Source organism: Thioalkalivibrio sp. ALJ7 (assembly GCF_000376865.1).
Taxonomy (GTDB): Bacteria; Pseudomonadota; Gammaproteobacteria; order Ectothiorhodospirales; family Ectothiorhodospiraceae; genus Thioalkalivibrio.
Genome location: NZ_AQXQ01000012.1, coordinates 796,644 through 812,660, shown reverse-complemented (window position 1 = coordinate 812,660; position 16,017 = coordinate 796,644). Strand labels below are relative to the sequence as shown.

The window sequence follows — 16,017 nt, the reverse complement described above, 5'->3', positions numbered from 1 at the left end:
GCGGCACGTTGGCGTGGGTTTATGCACAGTGCGTACCAAGTGCTTGCTCATTGCGGTGGTCGGCCCAAAAAGCGGCTCTCGCGCAATAGGGAAAGAATTAATTGAATATAAATCAGTAATTTATTTCAAGTTCGGCGCTGGTCTGATCCTTGTGGGCTTGACGTTCGAGCCAGCGTTCGTTCCGCTTCCGACAATTCGTCCACAAAGTTATCCACAGGCTGTCCCGGACTATAAAACCCTCGGTTCATTCAGTGAGTTGCCATCCGCTTTGCAGAACGGCTCTCGAAAGACGCTCGCAAATGGGTCTTGCGCTGGTGGGTGATCCACGGCTATCCTATCGGACTTTTCGCCAGAACCTGCGTGAGCCGATCATGAAAGCCGATATCCATCCGAACTACCACCAAGTCAAGGTCATCTGCAGCTGCGGGGAGCAGTTCGAGACCCGCTCCACCCTCTCCAGCGAAGAGATGCAGGTGGATGTGTGCTCGCAGTGCCACCCGTTCTATACCGGCAAGCAGAAGATCGTTGACACCGCTGGCCAGGTCGACAAGTTCAACCGCCGCTTCGCATTCTGAAGCCGTGGCGCGCCGGCCGGCGCGAGATGCGACCGGACGCGTAGCCGCTGCGGCGGGCCGCGGCCGACCCAACGAGGGCGCCCTGTGGGGTGCCCTCGTCTGCGTTGGGGGGTTGCTGCTTTTGTTCGCCCAGGCCGTTGCGGCCCAATGCCAGCTGGCGGACCAGGATGCGCGAGGGCTTCAGGAAGTCGAGGTCGACCGGGTCCAGGGTTTCGATGGACTGCAGTTGGCCGATGGGCGCAGCATCCGCCTGATCGGGCTCGCCCCGGCGGCGGAATTACCGGAGACGAGTCCCTTGATGCGACCTCTGCGCCTGCACGAAGACCTGCAGGATGTATTGGACGAACGGATCGACGCGGCTGGCCAGCGCCTGATCCTGCGTCCCGGGCGACCGGCCCGGGATGCCCAGGGGCGTCTCCATATGCACGCCTGGTTACCCGAGGGGCCGCTGCTCGCCAGTGAGCTGATCGCTAGTGGCGCGGCCGTTGCCCGCCCCGGTCTCCAGCCTTCCGCCCTGGACACCTGCTACTACAACGCCGAGGCCGAGGCGCGTGCGGGACAGCGGGGACTCTGGTTGGAGCGTCCTGCCGCCTTTTCTGCGATGGCCCTGGACCGGCACGCAGGCGCCCTGCGTCCAGGGCGGTTGCGAGTGCAGGGCGAGGTGGTTTCGGTGCGTTCGACGGAACGCCACTGGGTGCTGGAACTGGACGGCCCGCTGGATGTGTTCATCCATGAGGATGACCGCGCGCACTGGCCGGATCTTGAACCTGACACTTTGAATGGCGAGGCGGTCATTGTGCGTGGTCAGGTGTATCCTTGGAGAGACCGACTGCGGATTCGCATCCGGAATCCGCGCGATCTCGAGGTGGTCGAATAATGCGCGCTTTTCGCAAGCCCTGGCGGACCGGACGTGGCCGCCTGACATCCCTGCTTCTGACGGTGGTGATTGCCGCTGGTCTCGCCGTGGCGGTCCCCGGTTGTACTACGAACCCGGTGACCGGCCGCTCCCAGCTGATGCTGGTGTCCGAGAACCAGGCGATTGATGCCTCGCGCAGTGCCTATGTCGAGATGCTCGCCCCGGCACGCGAAGAAGGGCGGGTGGACGCCAACCCGGAGATGACCGCGCGGGTCCAGGGCATTACCGAACGCGTGGTGGCGCAGGCCGTCAAGTATCGTCCCGAAACCGCCGACTGGGACTGGGAGATCCGCGTGATCGAGGCCCCGGACACCATCAATGCGTTTGCCATGGCCGGCGGCAAGATGGCGATCTACTCGGGCATTATCGAGCAGCTGGAGCTGACCGATGACGAGCTCGCCCAGATCATCGGGCACGAGATTGCGCATGCGCTGTCCGCGCACACGGCAGAGAAAATGTCGGTGGCAATGGCCAGCAATCTGGCTGTGGCGGGCTACGCGATGACCGGTGACCGTTCGGCGGTCGCATTGACTGGCGCGGCCCTCGGCGCGGCCCTCGCCGTACAGCTCCCGCATAGCCGGCAGATGGAGTCCGAGGCCGACCGCATCGGGATCGAGCTTGCCGCCCGCGCCGGATACAATCCGGATGCGGCCGCCAGCCTGTGGCGCAAGATGGCGGCTCAGTCCAACGGGCGGCACCCGGTATTTCTGAGTACGCACCCGGCACCGGAGTCGCGTCAGCGCGAGTTGACCCGGCTGGCCGATCAGTTCCGGCCGGCGTACGACGAGGCCCGCCGCGGCTCCGTCCCCACGCATCCGGTCAACTGACCCTGGGTTCCGGAGCGGCTGCCGGCCGCTCCGGGGCTCGCTGTTTCGCAAGTCACCGTCTTACAAAAAGGCCCCGCGACACTATGTCCAAGGATTTCAACCAGCGCGCGCTGGAGTACCACGAGCAGCACCCGGCCGGGAAACTGGCGATCCACGTCACCAAGCCGACGGCGACCCAGGAGGACCTGTCGCTGGCCTACTCCCCGGGGGTTGCCGCACCGGTGCGCGCGATTGCCGCCGATCCGGAGCTGGCCTATCGCTATACCGGCAAGGGCAACCTGGTCGCCGTGATTACCGATGGTACCGCCGTACTCGGGCTGGGCAACGTCGGTGCGCTGGCGTCCAAGCCGGTGATGGAGGGCAAGGGCGTGCTGTTCAAGGCCTTCGCCAATATCGATGTCTATGACATCGAGGTGGACGCGCCGCAGCCGGAGGATTTCATCAACACGGTGGCGCGGATTGCCGGTGGCTTTGGCGGCATCAATCTCGAGGATATCGCCGCGCCGCATTGTTTCGAGATCGAGCGCCGTCTGAGTGAGCGCCTGGATATTCCGGTCTTCCACGATGACCAGCACGGGACGGCGATCATCACCGCCGCCGGATTGGTCAATGCGCTGGAAATCCAGGGCAAGAAGCTGAGCGAGGCCAAGATTGTCTGCGTCGGGGCCGGTGCCGCCGGGATTGCCTCCATGCAGCTGCTGGTCCGCCTGGGCGCGGCGAAGCGAAACCTGTTCATGGTGGATCGCAAGGGCGTGATCCACAGTCAGCGCGACGACCTGAACGAGTACAAGCAGATCTTCGCGGTGGATACCGAGGCGCGCAGCCTGGCCGATGCGTGCCAGGATGCCGATGTCTTCATTGGCCTGTCCGGCCCGGACCTGCTGACCCCGGATATGTTGCGCTCCATGGCGCCGAAACCGGTCATCTTTGCGTTGTCCAACCCGGACCCGGAGATTCGGCCGGAGCTGGCGCTGGAAACGCGCGACGACCTGATCATGGCGACCGGGCGCTCGGACTACCCGAACCAGGTCAACAACGTGCTGGGTTTCCCGTTTATCTTTCGTGGTGCGCTGGATGTGCGCGCCCGGACGATCAACGATGAGATGCTGGTGGCCGCGGTTCACGCCCTGGCCGGTCTGGCTCGCGAGCCGGTGCCGCAGGTCGTGCTGGATGCCTATGGTCTGGAAACCCTGGAATTCGGCCCCCACTACATCCTACCGACGCCGTTCGATCCACGCCTGATCGATACCGTGCCGCCCGCCATCAGCAAGGCCGCTCGGGACAGCGGGGTCGCGCGCCTGTAACGTCCACGAGCAAGGACTGAGGAGTCGTATGCAAAAGATCGCCATAGTCGGCGCCGGCCGCGTCGGCGAATCCACCGCCCAGTTCCTGGCGCGCCGCGATGTGGCGCGCGAGATCGCGTTGCTGGATGTGCGCGAGGGTGCCGCGGCGGGCGCGGCACTGGATATTCAGGAGACCGCGCCACTGCTGCGCTTCGATACTCGCCTGAGCGGCAGCCATGAGCCGTCGGTGATCGCGGGATCGGAGCTGGTCATCGTGACCGCCGGATTGCCGCGCAAGCCGGGGATGTCGCGTTCCGATGTGCTGGACAAGAACGTCGAGATCCTCGATCTCATCCTGCAGGACATCCTGGTTCACGCCCCTCAGAGCCGTATCCTGGTGGTGTCGAATCCCGTGGACGTGCTGACCTACCGCGCCTGGCAGAAGACCGGCTGGAGTCGCGACCGCATTTTCGGTCAGGCCGGGGTGCTGGATACCTCGCGCATGGCCGCCTTCATTGCGCTGGAGACCGGGCTGTCCACCCATGACATCCAGGCCTTGGTGCTGGGCGGCCATGGCGACGCAATGGTGCCGATGCTGCGCTACTCGTCGGTCAATGGCGTGCCGCTACACCACTTCATGGATCAATCCACGCTGGACAATATCGTCGAGCGTACCCGCCACGGTGGGGCCGAGATCCTGGCCCTGAAACAGACCTCCAGCGCCTACGGCGCCCCGGCCGCCGCGATCGCCGAGATGGTCGAGGCAATCGCCCTGGATCGCCGTCGGGTGCTGCCGACCGTGGCCCTGCTGGACGGCGAATACGACGAGCGTGACGTGGCCATGGGCGTGCCCTGCATTCTGGGCCAGGGCGGCATGGAGCGCGCGATCGAGCTGGAGCTGAATGCCGAGGAGCGCGCGGCTTTTGACCAGTCTATCGCCGGTGTGCGGAAGGACCTTGAACGCCTTTCCTGAGTCCAGACTGGCAGTAGGTGCCCGGTTGCCGACCCTGACCCTGGTCGACAGCAGCATCTTTGTGTTTCGCGCCTGGTTTGCGCGGGGGCTGGATGCGGATTCGCAGGGGCGTCCCGGTGGTGCGTTGCACGGCCTGGTGCACTCGCTCTGCCAGTGGCTGCCTACCTGCGCGCCGGGGCCGGTCGCCTTCTGTTTCGACACCGGCTTGCGCCGAGGCTTTCGCCACCGCATCGACCCGACCTACAAGGCCCATCGCCCGCCGGCGCCGCCGGAGCTGCGCGAGCAGTTCGAGCGGATCCGCGAGCTGCTGGAACGGCTCGGCTTCGCCACGTTCGCCAATCCCGAGTACGAGGCCGACGACCTGATCGCGACCCTGGCCCGCAGTGGGCGCGCGGCGGGGTATCGGATCGACGTGAAGAGCGCGGATAAGGACCTGACCCAGGTTATCCATGGCCAGCAGGATCGTCTGCACGACCCCGAGCGCGGGCTTGATCTGGATCGCCGGGCCATCGAGAAGCGCTTTCGCCTGCGTCCGGAGCAGGTCGCGGACATGCTGGCCCTGGCCGGTGATGCCAGTGACAACATCCCCGGGATCGAGGGCATCGGGCCGAAGAGCGCGGCCCGGATCCTGCGGCGTCTGCACGACCTCGACACCGTGCTGGCGGACCCGGCGGCGGTCGCCCGCTGCAATATCCGGCGCGCCCCCGTGGTGGCCACGACCATTGCCCAGCAGACCGATGCGCTCCGCCGCTGGCGGCAACTGACCGGGCTCGTCGACCGTATCCCGGACTTGCCGTCTCCGGAGCTGCTGGGGCCTGCGGGCCCCGAGCCGAACGCACGGGCGTGGTTGCAGGACCTCGGCGTAGCGCCGGCCTACCAGGCCCCCCTTCTGGCGGCGGCGCGCGCCTGGACCCCTGCAGATGCGAGGCAGACCGCATGATTCGCCGTTGGGCTCCCCTGATGGTCGCGGTGCTGGCCCTGCTGGTGCTTCTTCCGGGCACGCTGCAGGCGCATCCCCACGCCTGGATCGACCTGGAGATCACGTTCGAACGCGATCGCGACGGGCAGCTGACCCACATGCATCACAACTGGCGCTTTGATCCCACCTATGGGCAGTACCTGTACGACGATGCCCAGGAACACCAGGAGGGCACGACTTCCGAGGAGCGCCTGCAGGCGCTGGCAGCCGAGATCCTCGGCAACCTGGACGAGTATCGCTGGTACAGCCACATCAAGGCGGGCGATGAAACCATTGGCATTGCGGCGGCCGAGGAGCCGCGCATGGCGATGGAGGAGGGGTTGCTGCATTTTCGCTTCCGGCTGGAGCTGAGCCAGCCCGTGGATCCGAAAGCCCGCGACCTGGAGTACAAGGTCTACGACCCGACCTTTTTCATCGAGGTTCTGCACCGCGAGCCGCATGGCATACGCGTAGTCGATGCGGCCGGACTGGTGGATGCGGCTTGCGAGACCCGGCTCGAGCGGCCGCGGCCGGATCCGGCAATGGTCGCGCGCGCCATGGCGTTGGATTACGGCGCCAGCGTCGATTACGACCTCGGTCGGCATTTCGCCGAACGCGTCACGCTGCACTGCGACTGACCCAACAGGCCATGGCTCGGGTTGTCCTCTTTCACAAGCCCTGGGGCGTGTTGCCCCAGTTCACCGACCCTGAAGGGCGCCCGACGCTGGCCGACTTCATCGATGTCTCCGGCGTCTACCCGGCTGGGCGCCTGGATCGGGATAGCGAGGGCCTGCTCGTCCTGACCGACGACGGTCGTCTGAACGCGCGCCTGACCCAGCCCAAGCACAAGACCAGCAAGACCTATTGGGTCCAGGTCGAAGGCGAACCCGATGACGCGGCATTGGAGGCCCTGCGCCACGGCGTCGAATTGAAGGACGGCCTGACGCGCCCGGCGAAGGTGGAGCGCATGGCGCCACCCGACCTACCGGAACGTGACCCGCCGGTGCGCTTTCGTCGCCATATACCCACCCGCTGGCTGGCGATCACCCTGCGTGAGGGCCGTAATCGCCAGGTCCGCCGCATGACCGCGGCGGTAGGGCATCCGACCTTGCGTCTGGTGCGGTACCGGGTTGGCTCCTGGACCCTTGACGGGTTGGCGCGCGGTGAAGCGCTTGTCCTGGAGACCTGATTCTCACGTTGACTCGGAAAGCACGAACTGCCGGCGCCGCAGTGCGAAACGGGACAAAGTTCGTTGCAAGTGCCCCAGGGCTGGTCAATGATGGAGATCCATTGATTCGAGGGTTGGGCATGCGCCTTTCCAGGAGCGTATTGGCCGGGCTGGCCGCCTTGTTGCTGGCCCTGGCCGCGGCATTTCCGGCGGTAGCGGCCGAAGACGATCTCTATGTCTTCGAGCGCAGCCTGTTCCTGCTGGCGGAGCGCGCGCTGAACCGCGGTGACATGACGGCTTATCGCGCCGCGCGCAGCACCCTGACCGGCTATCCGCTAACGCCCTATCTCGATTACCGTGAACTGGCGCGCAACCTGAGTCGCGCCGACCCCGATGCCGTGCAGGATTTTGTGCGCGAGCATGCCGACACCCCTCTGTCCCCCCGGTTGTACAGCAGCTACCTGTCGCATCTGGCGGACGAGGAGCGCTGGTCGGCATATCTGGATTTTGTCGATGATGACCGCCCCCTGTCCGTGACCCAGGACTGCCAGCGGCGCAAGGCGCTGTTGGAAACGGGTGAGCGTGAAGCGGCCCTGGACGACATGGAATCGATCTGGCTGCACGGCCAGTCCCGACCCTCGGCCTGCGATGCCGCGTTGAGCGCCTGGCGTGACGCGGGTGGGCTGACGGACGAGCTCGCTTGGGACCGTTTTGCACTGGCGATGGAAGCAGGCCAGACCGGTCTCGCCCGCTATCTGCGACGCTACCTGGATAGCCGCGATCGCGATTGGGGCGAACGCTGGCTGAACCTGGCCGAGCGCCCGGCGCGGGTGGCTGACGTCGACTTCCGTGCTGGGGACCACCGCGCGGCGGAGACGATGCTGGAGCACGCCTTTATCCGCTGGGTGCGCCAGGATCTGGATGCTGCACTGGAAGGGTGGGAGCAATCCGGCGATCGGCTCGAGCTGGCATCCGAGTCGGCCGGGCGAGTGCAGCATGCGCTGGCCCTTCGCCTGGCCTTGCGTTACCGCCCCGAGGCCCTGGATTTCATGGCTGCCCTGGACCCCGAGGTCTTTGATACCCAGTTGCGCCAGTGGCAGGTGCGGGCGGCACTCTACGAGCGCGACTGGGAAACGGTGATGGACGCGATCCGGGTGATGGATCGTGATGTTCGCGACGAGGCTAACTGGCAGTACTGGTATGGCCGCGCCCTGGAGCAGACCGAATCGCTGGAGGCCGCGCGGCGCTTCTACGAGCGCGCGGCCCAGGAGCGCAACTTCCATGGTTTTCTGGCCGCCGACCGTTTGGGCCAGCCCTACCGCATCGGCCATCAGCCGTTGATTGTCGCGGACGACCGGCAGGCCTCGATCCGTGAACATGCCGGCATGCAGCGCATGCGCGAGCTCGTGCGCCTGGACCGCAATGCCGAGGCCCGCCGCGAGTGGACCCATGCGGTGGCGAATATGGAGATCTCCGAGCTGGAGGCCGCGGCCCTCGCCTTTGCCGACTGGGGTTGGCATGACCGTGCGATTTTCACCGCCGCCCGGGCGCGCGCCTGGGATGATATCGAGCTGCGCTTCCCGCTGGCCTTCGACGACCTGATTGTGGCGGGGGCCCGCGAGCAGGCGATCGACCCGGCCTGGGCCATGGCGATCGCGCGGCAGGAGAGCGCCTTTCTCTATGACGTGCGTTCCGGGGCCGGGGCGCTAGGGGTCATGCAGGTCATGCCGGCGACCGGGCGTTCGATCGCCTCGGCGGCCGGGGTGCGGGTGAACTCTGACTGGGACATCCTCGACCCGGCGACCAACGCCCGTCTGGGGACCTACTACCTGCGCCGGAATCTGGATCGCTTCGGCGGGCACAGCATGCTGTCCAGTGCCGCCTATAATGCCGGTGCACACCGTGTGCGCTCCTGGTTGCCGGAGGACCGGGCGATGGACCCCGACATCTGGGCCGAGCTGATCCCGTTCTCCGAAACCCGCGACTATATCCGCCGCGTGTTCGCCTATCGCATCCTGTACGCGGTGCGTTTGGGGCAAGAGCCGCCGTCGCTGGCCACGCTGCTGTATCCGGTCACCCCGGAATCGCGTCTGGCCGCGAGCCGCGAACAGCACCTGGCGACCCTCCACGCCGCCGACGGCGTCGCCCTCAGCCGCGCCTTCTGCGACGCCCCCGGCTACACCGAAAACGCTTGCTAGGATCGCGCTTGCGAAGGGACTTGTTGACCACGAAGCGCACGAAGACACGAAGAAGGGCCAGGTCAACAGCGGTTTACAGGAAGACGGGAAGGGAAGAAGGGTTCTTGGTGGGAGACGCCCGGGGAGGGCGCTCACGGTGAAGGCCATTGTGTCGCACCCGGGGCCCGCCTGGCCCTGACCATCACGGCCCGGCCTCGGGCCATCCATCCATTTTCCTTCTGACCTTCGAACCTTCCTGTAAACCGCCCTTGACCTTCTTCGTGTCTTCGTGCGCTTCGTGGTGCAAACAAAAAGGCGGATTAGCCGCGGATGATGTCTTCGCGCATGCGGCTGGCGATGCCGTCGGCCAGTTGCTGCCATTCGGCCGCCAGCGGGGGTTCCAGGTGTTCTTCGGTGGTGGCCTTGAAGTGGCGCATCCACACAGCCAGGTCGGCCTCGGTCAGGTTCAGCGGGGCGTGCTTGCCGACCATGTCGATGGTCGGCGGCTGTTCCAGACGCCCGCCCAGGTTCATGTACCAGAAGTCCGCGATCCGGCTGACATGATCCGGGAAGTCCTGGATACGCTCGAAGTGATGGCCGATCTCGGGGTCGGCCGAAAGCCGGCGGTAGAAGTCGTCGATCACCGCGCGGATGCGTTCGGCACCGATCTTGTCGCAGAGGGGTTCGAGCTTGCGAAAGGCCATGGGGATCTCCTGACGGATCCTGCGACAGCCGGTACCCTGCAACTTGAAATGCAATCCGGAAGCCGAGGATGAACCGATTTGATTCAGCGGGCCCCGATGCCGTGACGGCGGCGGTGGCCCAGTGCATTAGCGACCATACCGGAACCGCCTTCCAGCCGTCAGGAAGCCAGGCCTGTTCCGGGGGCTCCATTAATCAGGCGCAGCGTCTAACCGGAACCGACGGCCGCGAGTTCTTCGTCAAGCTGAGCGGAGGCGATGGTGCCGCGATGTTCGCGGCCGAGGCACGGGGCCTGGAAGAACTGCAACGCTGTGGACGGCTGAAGATACCCGCCGTGTGCGGCACGGGATCGGTTGGTGGCACCCATTTTCTGGTGATGGAGAACCTGGACCTGGGTGGGCGGCGCGATGGCGTGGTGTTGGCGCGCGGCATCGCCGATATGCATCAGAAGACCCGAATGCGTTTCGGGCTGGATCACGACAACTTCATTGGGAGTACGCCGCAGCCGAATACTGAACACGACGACTGGGTCTCGTTCTATCGCGCCGAACGCCTGGGCTTCCAGCGCCAGCTGGCCCGGCAACGTGGCGCCGCGGCGTCCCTGCTGCGGGCGTTGGAGGAGCTGGAGGCGTCATTGGGCGGCTTCTTCACCGACTATCGCCCGACTCCCTCCCTGCTGCACGGGGACCTGTGGAGCGGCAACTGGGGCTTCCTGGCCGATGGACGCGCGACGATTTATGACCCGGCGGTGTACTACGGCGACCGCGAGGCGGACCTGGCGATGATGGAGCTGTTCGGGCATCCGGGGCAGGACTTTGTCGCCGCCTACGAGGAGATCCTGCCCATCGACCCTGGCTATGGCGTGCGCCGCACGCTGTACAACCTCTACCACATCCTCAATCACGACCACCTGTTCGGCGGCGGCTATGGCGCGCAGGCCGAGCGCATGATCCGCCAACTCCTAGCCGAACTCCGTTGACGGCCCACGTCGAGTCTTCGAAAGGCAAGGGCGGTTTTACCACGAAGCTCACGAAGGCACGAAGAAGGTCCAGGGCCAGATCAAGGACGATTCACAGGAAGGTTTGAAGATCGGAAGGGGAAAATGGGTTGGAGGATTGGGGGCGCCGCGCGTCGCCGGCGCCAGCCGCGACCGCAAAGGTAACAGCGGGGGCGTGTCCCGCAGCTGCCCCGCACGCTCCTTCCTGACTTCCCTTCTTCCTGTGAATCGCCCTTGATCTGGCCCTTCTTCGTGTCTTCGTGCGCTTCGTGGTGAATCAGGGTTTCAGCGGCCGAGTTCGCGGGAGCGGTCGGCGGCCGCGGTCATGGCGCGCAGCATCAGCTCGCGCAGGTCGCCGTCCTCCAGGACTTGCAGGGCGCGCTCCGTGGTGCCACCCGGTGAAGTGACGCGGTGGCGCAGCTCGGCGGGGCTCTCGTCGCTTTCCGCGGCCAGGCGGGTGGCGCCGGCCAGGGTGCCGAGGGTTAGTTCCAGCGCGGTATCCGCGGGCAGGCCCAGCGACTGTGCCGCCTCCTGCATGGCCTCGATCATCAGGAAGACATAGGCCGGGCCGCTGCCGGAGGTGGCGGTGACCGCGTGCATCAGCTCCTCGTCGTCCACCCAGATCGCGCGGCCGACTGCCTCCAGCAGGTGGGTGGCCGTGGCGCGATCCTCGGGGCCGGCGGTTGGAGCGGCGTACAACCCGGTGACGCCGGCGCCCACCAGAGCCGGGGTGTTCGGCATGGCGCGGATCAGGCGCGTGGCATCGCCCAGCCATCCCGCCAGTTGTGCGGTGGTGATCCCGGCGGCCACCGAGAGCACCAGCGGCCCCCCTTCGCCGACCGCAGTGCTCAGGGTTGGGGCCAGCTCGGGCAGGGTCTGGGGTTTGACGGCGAGGAGCAGGGTTGCGCTGTGGGCGGTCAGTTCCTCCGGGTCGCCAGTGGCGAGTCCCGGGTAGCGGGCCTGCAGATCGCGTATGCGCTCGGGGCTCTTGTCGGCGATGGCAATACGCTCGGCGGCATGGCCGGACTGGATCAGGCCCTGGATCAGGGCCTCGCCCATGTTGCCGGCGCCGATGAAGCCGACTTCGTAGCGGTGTTCCGTCATGCGGACTCCTTCTGGGTGGGGCGTGGGCCAAACAGGGCGGTGCCGATGCGCACCAGGGTGGCCCCCTCGAGGATGGCGGCTTCCAGATCGCCGGACATGCCCATGGAGAGGGTATCCAGCGAATGACCACGGGCGTTCAGGGTATCGCGCAGCTCGCGCAGGCGTGCGAAGGGTTCCCGCTGGCGTTGCGGATCGACCTCGGTGGCCGGGATGGCCATCAGTCCGCGCAGTTCGAGGCCGGGGAGTTCGGCCACGATGGCGGCCAGCGCCTCGGCCTCCCGGGGCGCGATACCGGCCTTCTGCGGCTCCTCGCTGATGTTGATCTGCAGGCAGACTTGTAGCGGCGGCGTCCCTTCCGGGCGCTGGTCGGACAGGCGCCGGGCGATTCGCTCGCGATCCACCGTATGCACCCAGGCGGCGCGTTCGGCCACGGCGCGGGTCTTGTTGCTCTGCAGGGCGCCGATGAAATGCCACTCGAGTCCCAGGGGTGCGGGCGGAGCCTCCAGTGTGTCGTGCTTCTCCACCAGCTCGGGCACGTAATTCTCCCCAAACGCGATCTGCCCGCAGGCATGCAGGGCTCGGATTTCCCTCACGTCACGGGTCTTGCTGACGGCCAGGAGCCGGACCGAATCCGGGTTGCGTCCCGCCTCGCGGCAGGCGGCCTCGATGCGGGCTCGAACGGTGTTCAGGGCGTGGTCTGGTGCGGTCATTTCCCTATGATATAGTCCCGAAGAACACATGGGCACCGTGGATTTTCCGCGGGCTTGCAAGCGACAGGGAGTGGCGGCGACGGCTGCCACTGGGCGGCTGACGCACCTCGGCGTCACGCCCGAACACAGGGGGATGCATGGATATCACGCAGTTGCTGGCCTTTTCGGTCAAGAACGGGGCCTCGGACCTGCATATCTCCGCGGGCATGCCGCCGATGGTGCGCATTGATGGCGACATGCGCCGGGTGAACGTGCCGGTCATGGACCACAAGGAGGTTCAGGGCCTGATCTACGACATCATGAACGACCGCCAGCGCAAGGATTACGAGGAGTTCCTGGAGACGGACTTCTCGTTCGAGGTCTCGGGCCTGGCGCGCTTCCGTGTCAACGCCTTCAACCAGGACCGCGGCGCGGCGGCGGTGTTCCGCACCATCCCCTCCAAGGTCCTGACGCTGGAAGAGCTGGCGGCCCCGCGCATCTTCGAGGAAATCTCCAACTACCCGCGCGGCATCGTGCTGGTGACCGGCCCGACCGGTTCGGGCAAGTCGACCACGCTGGCGGGCATGGTTAACCACCGCAACGAGAACGACTACGGGCATATCCTCACCATCGAGGATCCGATCGAGTTTGTTCACGAGTCGAAGAAGTCGCTGGTCAACCAGCGCGAGGTGCACCGCGATACGCATGGCTTCAGCGAGGCCCTGCGCTCGGCTCTGCGCGAGGACCCGGACACCATTCTGGTCGGCGAGCTGCGCGACCTCGAGACCATCCGGCTGGCGCTGACCGCGGCCGAAACCGGGCACTTGGTGTTCGGCACCCTGCATACCAGCTCTGCGGCCAAGACCATCGACCGGATCGTCGATGTATTCCCGGCGGCGGAGAAGGACATGGTGCGGGCGATGCTGTCCGAGTCCTTGCGCGCGGTCATCGCCCAGACCCTGATGAAGAAGATTGGGGGCGGTCGTATCGCGGCGCACGAGATCATGCTCGGCACGCCCGCGATCCGGAACCTGATCCGCGAGAACAAGATCGCGCAGATGTACTCGACTATTCAGACCAGTGCCGGAACCGGCATGCAGACGCTCGACCAGTGCCTGAAAGACATGCTGGCGCAGGGCGTGATCAGTCGCGAGGATGCCCGCCGCAAGGCGGCCAACCCGGATTCCATTTGATCGATACGGCCCGCTTGGCGTGAACGCCGCACCGGGTATCAGGGGAGAACGCCATGGATCGTGACAAGGCGATCAAGTACATGCACGACCTGTTGCGGGCCCTGGTGGATCGTGGCGGCTCGGATCTGTTCATTACCGTTGGCATGCCGCCGGCCGCGAAGATCGACGGGCGCGTGGTGCCGATGACGGAGCAGAAGCTGTCGCCCTCGCATACCCAGGCGCTCGTGCGCTCACTGATGAATGACAAGCAATCGGCCGAGTTCGAGCGTCATCAGGAGTGCAACTTCGCGATCGGGCTGTCCGGGGTGTCGCGCTTCCGCGTGAACGTCTTCACCCAGCGGGGTAGCCCCGGCATGGTGCTGCGTACCATCAACTCGGTGATCCCGAAGTTCGAGGACATCCAGATGCCGCAGCAGCTGGAGAAGATCACCCAGGAGCGTCGCGGGCTGGTGATCTTCGTTGGCGGCACAGGGTCCGGCAAGTCGACCTCGCTGGCGGCGATGATCGGCTATCGCAACCGCACGACCGCCGATCACATCGTCACCATTGAGGACCCGATCGAGTTCGTTCACGAACACGACAAGAGCATCATCACCCAGCGCGAAGTCGGGGTGGATACCGAGGGCTACGAGATCGCGCTGAAGAACACCCTGCGCCAGGCGCCGGACGTCATCCTGATCGGCGAGATTCGTGATCGGGAGACCATGGATTACGCGATCGCGTTTGCCGAGACCGGGCACCTGTGCCTGTCGACCTTGCACGCGAACAGCACCAACCAGGCTCTGGACCGCATCATCAACTTCTTCCCCGAGGATCGGCGCGAACAGTTGCTGATGGACCTGTCGCTGAATCTCAAGGCGGTGATCTCCCAGCGGCTGGTGCGCCACGAGAATGGCCAGGGACGGGTGCCGGCCGTGGAGATCCTGATCAATACGCCGTTGATGGCCGACCTGATCCTGAAGGGTGAGGTGCACAACATGAAGGAGCTGATGTCGCGCTCGCGCGAACAGGGCATGCAGACCTTCGACCAGGCCCTGTTCGATCTCTACGAAGCCCGCAAGATCAGCTACGAGGAAGCCCTGCGCAACGCCGACTCGGTCAATGATCTGCGTCTGCGCATCAAGCTTGATAGCCAGCGTGCCCAGGACGATGGGGCCCCGGCTGTGGCGGACGAGGGCGGAGACCTGTCCGTGGACGAGCGCGCCGAAGACTTTAACCTGCGCTAGCCGGGGAAGCGGACATCATGAGTCAGCTGCAGATTGAGCCCTACCTGAAATTGATGGCCCAAAAGGCCGCGTCGGACCTGTTCTTTCTGACGGGCGCACCGGCCAGCATCAAGGTCGACGGTCAGCTGCAGCCGATCTCGCGCAAGGCGCTCGCACCCCGGCAGACCGAGGCGATCGCGCGCGAGATGATGAGCGACCATCAAGCGGAGATCTTCGAGCGCGAGACCGCCGTAAACTTCGGTTTGTCGCGCGAGGGGCTGGGGCGTTTTCGTGTGAACGTCTATCGCCAGCGCGGTGAGGTGGCGATGGTAATCCGTTTTATCCGCGTGGCGATCCCGACCATCGAGCAGCTCGGGTTGCCGCCGGTGCTCAAGGACTTCGTGTCGCATAACGACGGACTGGTGCTGATCGTGGGGGCGACGGGTACCGGTAAATCGACCACGCTGGCGTCGATGATCGACTACCGCAACACGAACAGCAGTGGGCATATCCTCACGGTCGAGGATCCGATCGAGTTTCTGTTCAGCCACAAGCGTTCGATCGTGGGGCAGCGGGAGGTGGGCATCGATACGCCCAGCTACGATCATGCGTTGCAAGAAGGTATGCGCGAGGCCCCGGATGTGATCATGGTCGGCGAGGTGCGGTCGCGCGAGACGATGCGTGCGGCACTGACCTATGCCGATACCGGTCACCTGGTGCTGACGACGCTGCATGCGACCAACGCGACCCAGGCCCTGGACCGCGTGATCAACCTGTTCCCCGAGGATAACCGCCCGCAGATCCTGTCCGATCTGTCGCTGAATCTGCGCGCGATTGTGGCCCAACGCCTGCTCCAGACCAAGGATGGCCGCCGCGTGGCGGCACTGGAAATCCTGGTCAACACGTCCTACATCGCGGAGCTGATCCGCGACGAAAAGATCAACGAGATCAAGGAAGTCATCGCCAAAGGTGGCTCGGTGGGGATGCAGACCTTCGATCAGTCCATCGTCAAGCTGTTCAAGGCGGGTGACGTGATGCTGGACGAGGCCCTGAACAAGGCCGATTCGCGGGCCGATCTCGAATGGCGGCTGAACTTCGGCGGCGGTGTGGCCTCGGCCGACGAGACCGAGGAAGAGCTGAAGATGCCCGACCGCTAGGGAGACGCTGATTTCAGCGTCTCCCTAGGAGCCTGCGCACAGGCGAAGTCCCTGCCAACGCCGGGCCAGGGTTTTCCGGGCCAGGGTTTCCGG

16 protein-coding genes are annotated in these 16,017 nt (G+C 65.5%); 13 read left to right on the top strand and 3 right to left on the bottom strand.

Features of this window, described 5'->3' with window-relative positions; all coding sequences use genetic code 11:
- Nucleotides 1–371 precede the first annotated feature (371 nt).
- From rpmE to D002_RS0112465, 9 genes are all read left to right on the top strand, one after another.
- On the top strand, nt 372–575 hold the full coding sequence (gene rpmE / locus D002_RS0112505; protein ID WP_026181709.1) for a 50S ribosomal protein L31: 204 nt from the start codon (nt 372–374) through the stop codon (nt 573–575).
- Between the two features lie 4 nt (nt 576–579).
- Nucleotides 580–1,452, top strand: coding sequence for a thermonuclease family protein (locus D002_RS0112500; RefSeq protein ID WP_038055492.1), 873 nt, complete (start codon nt 580–582; stop codon nt 1,450–1,452).
- Nucleotides 1,452–2,318, top strand: coding sequence for a M48 family metallopeptidase (locus tag D002_RS0112495; RefSeq protein WP_018142267.1), 867 nt, complete (start codon nt 1,452–1,454; stop codon nt 2,316–2,318). The genes D002_RS0112500 and D002_RS0112495 overlap by 1 nt, the downstream gene beginning before the upstream one ends.
- An 83-nt stretch (nt 2,319–2,401) precedes the next feature.
- On the top strand, nt 2,402–3,622 hold the full coding sequence (locus D002_RS0112490) for a malic enzyme-like NAD(P)-binding protein (protein ID WP_018142266.1): 1,221 nt from the start codon (nt 2,402–2,404) through the stop codon (nt 3,620–3,622).
- Between the two features lie 28 nt (nt 3,623–3,650).
- A complete protein-coding gene (gene mdh / locus D002_RS0112485; protein WP_018142265.1) occupies nt 3,651–4,574 on the top strand; it encodes a malate dehydrogenase in 924 nt (307 codons plus the stop codon).
- A complete protein-coding gene (locus tag D002_RS0112480; RefSeq protein WP_369772096.1) occupies nt 4,558–5,514 on the top strand; it encodes a 5'-3' exonuclease H3TH domain-containing protein in 957 nt (318 codons plus the stop codon). Before mdh ends, D002_RS0112480 begins: the two co-directional genes overlap by 17 nt.
- Nucleotides 5,511–6,170, top strand: a complete 660-nt coding sequence (locus D002_RS0112475) for a DUF1007 family protein (protein ID WP_018142263.1) — start codon at nt 5,511–5,513, stop codon at nt 6,168–6,170. The genes D002_RS0112480 and D002_RS0112475 overlap by 4 nt, the downstream gene beginning before the upstream one ends.
- Before the next feature lie 11 nt (nt 6,171–6,181).
- A complete protein-coding gene (locus tag D002_RS0112470; RefSeq protein WP_018142262.1) occupies nt 6,182–6,721 on the top strand; it encodes a pseudouridine synthase in 540 nt (179 codons plus the stop codon).
- 119 nt (nt 6,722–6,840) lie between these two features.
- Nucleotides 6,841–8,898 carry a transglycosylase SLT domain-containing protein gene (locus tag D002_RS0112465; RefSeq protein WP_026181707.1) on the top strand — a complete coding sequence of 686 codons (2,058 nt, stop codon included), beginning with the start codon at nt 6,841–6,843 and terminating at the stop codon, nt 8,896–8,898.
- A 299-nt stretch (nt 8,899–9,197) separates the two neighbouring features.
- Here the strand turns inward: D002_RS0112465 and D002_RS0112460 are convergent, their stop codons facing one another.
- Nucleotides 9,198–9,581 (bottom strand): group III truncated hemoglobin, encoded by a 384-nt coding sequence (locus tag D002_RS0112460; RefSeq protein WP_018142260.1) that lies wholly within the window; start codon nt 9,579–9,581, stop codon nt 9,198–9,200.
- A gap of 68 nt (nt 9,582–9,649) precedes the next feature.
- Here D002_RS0112460 and D002_RS0112455 point away from each other — a divergent pair, with 68 nt between their 5' ends.
- Nucleotides 9,650–10,558 (top strand): fructosamine kinase family protein, encoded by a 909-nt coding sequence (locus tag D002_RS0112455; RefSeq protein WP_018142259.1) that lies wholly within the window; start codon nt 9,650–9,652, stop codon nt 10,556–10,558.
- A 303-nt stretch (nt 10,559–10,861) separates the two neighbouring features.
- On the opposite strand, the gene proC is transcribed toward D002_RS0112455, so the two are convergent.
- Together proC and D002_RS0112445 are read right to left on the bottom strand one after the other, a co-directional pair.
- Complete coding sequence (proC, locus tag D002_RS0112450) at nt 10,862–11,680, bottom strand: pyrroline-5-carboxylate reductase (RefSeq protein ID WP_018142258.1); 819 nt, start codon at nt 11,678–11,680, stop codon at nt 10,862–10,864.
- A complete protein-coding gene (locus tag D002_RS0112445) occupies nt 11,677–12,390 on the bottom strand; it encodes a YggS family pyridoxal phosphate-dependent enzyme (protein ID WP_018142257.1) in 714 nt (237 codons plus the stop codon). The genes proC and D002_RS0112445 overlap by 4 nt, the downstream gene beginning before the upstream one ends.
- Nucleotides 12,391–12,527: 137 nt before the next feature.
- Between D002_RS0112445 and D002_RS0112440 the strand changes: the two genes are divergently transcribed.
- The 3 genes from D002_RS0112440 to D002_RS0112430 are packed head-to-tail and all read left to right on the top strand — an operon-like array spanning nt 12,528 to nt 15,924.
- Nucleotides 12,528–13,562: a type IV pilus twitching motility protein PilT gene (locus tag D002_RS0112440; protein ID WP_018142256.1), complete on the top strand. Its 1,035-nt coding sequence runs from the start codon at nt 12,528–12,530 to the stop codon at nt 13,560–13,562.
- 53 nt (nt 13,563–13,615) lie between these two features.
- The gene (locus D002_RS0112435; protein ID WP_018142255.1) at nt 13,616–14,788 is read left to right on the top strand and encodes a PilT/PilU family type 4a pilus ATPase; all 1,173 of its coding nucleotides are present in this window, start codon (nt 13,616–13,618) and stop codon (nt 14,786–14,788) included.
- 17 nt (nt 14,789–14,805) lie between these two features.
- Nucleotides 14,806–15,924, top strand: coding sequence for a PilT/PilU family type 4a pilus ATPase (locus D002_RS0112430; RefSeq protein WP_018142254.1), 1,119 nt, complete (start codon nt 14,806–14,808; stop codon nt 15,922–15,924).
- The last annotated feature ends 93 nt before the right edge of the window (nt 15,925–16,017 follow it).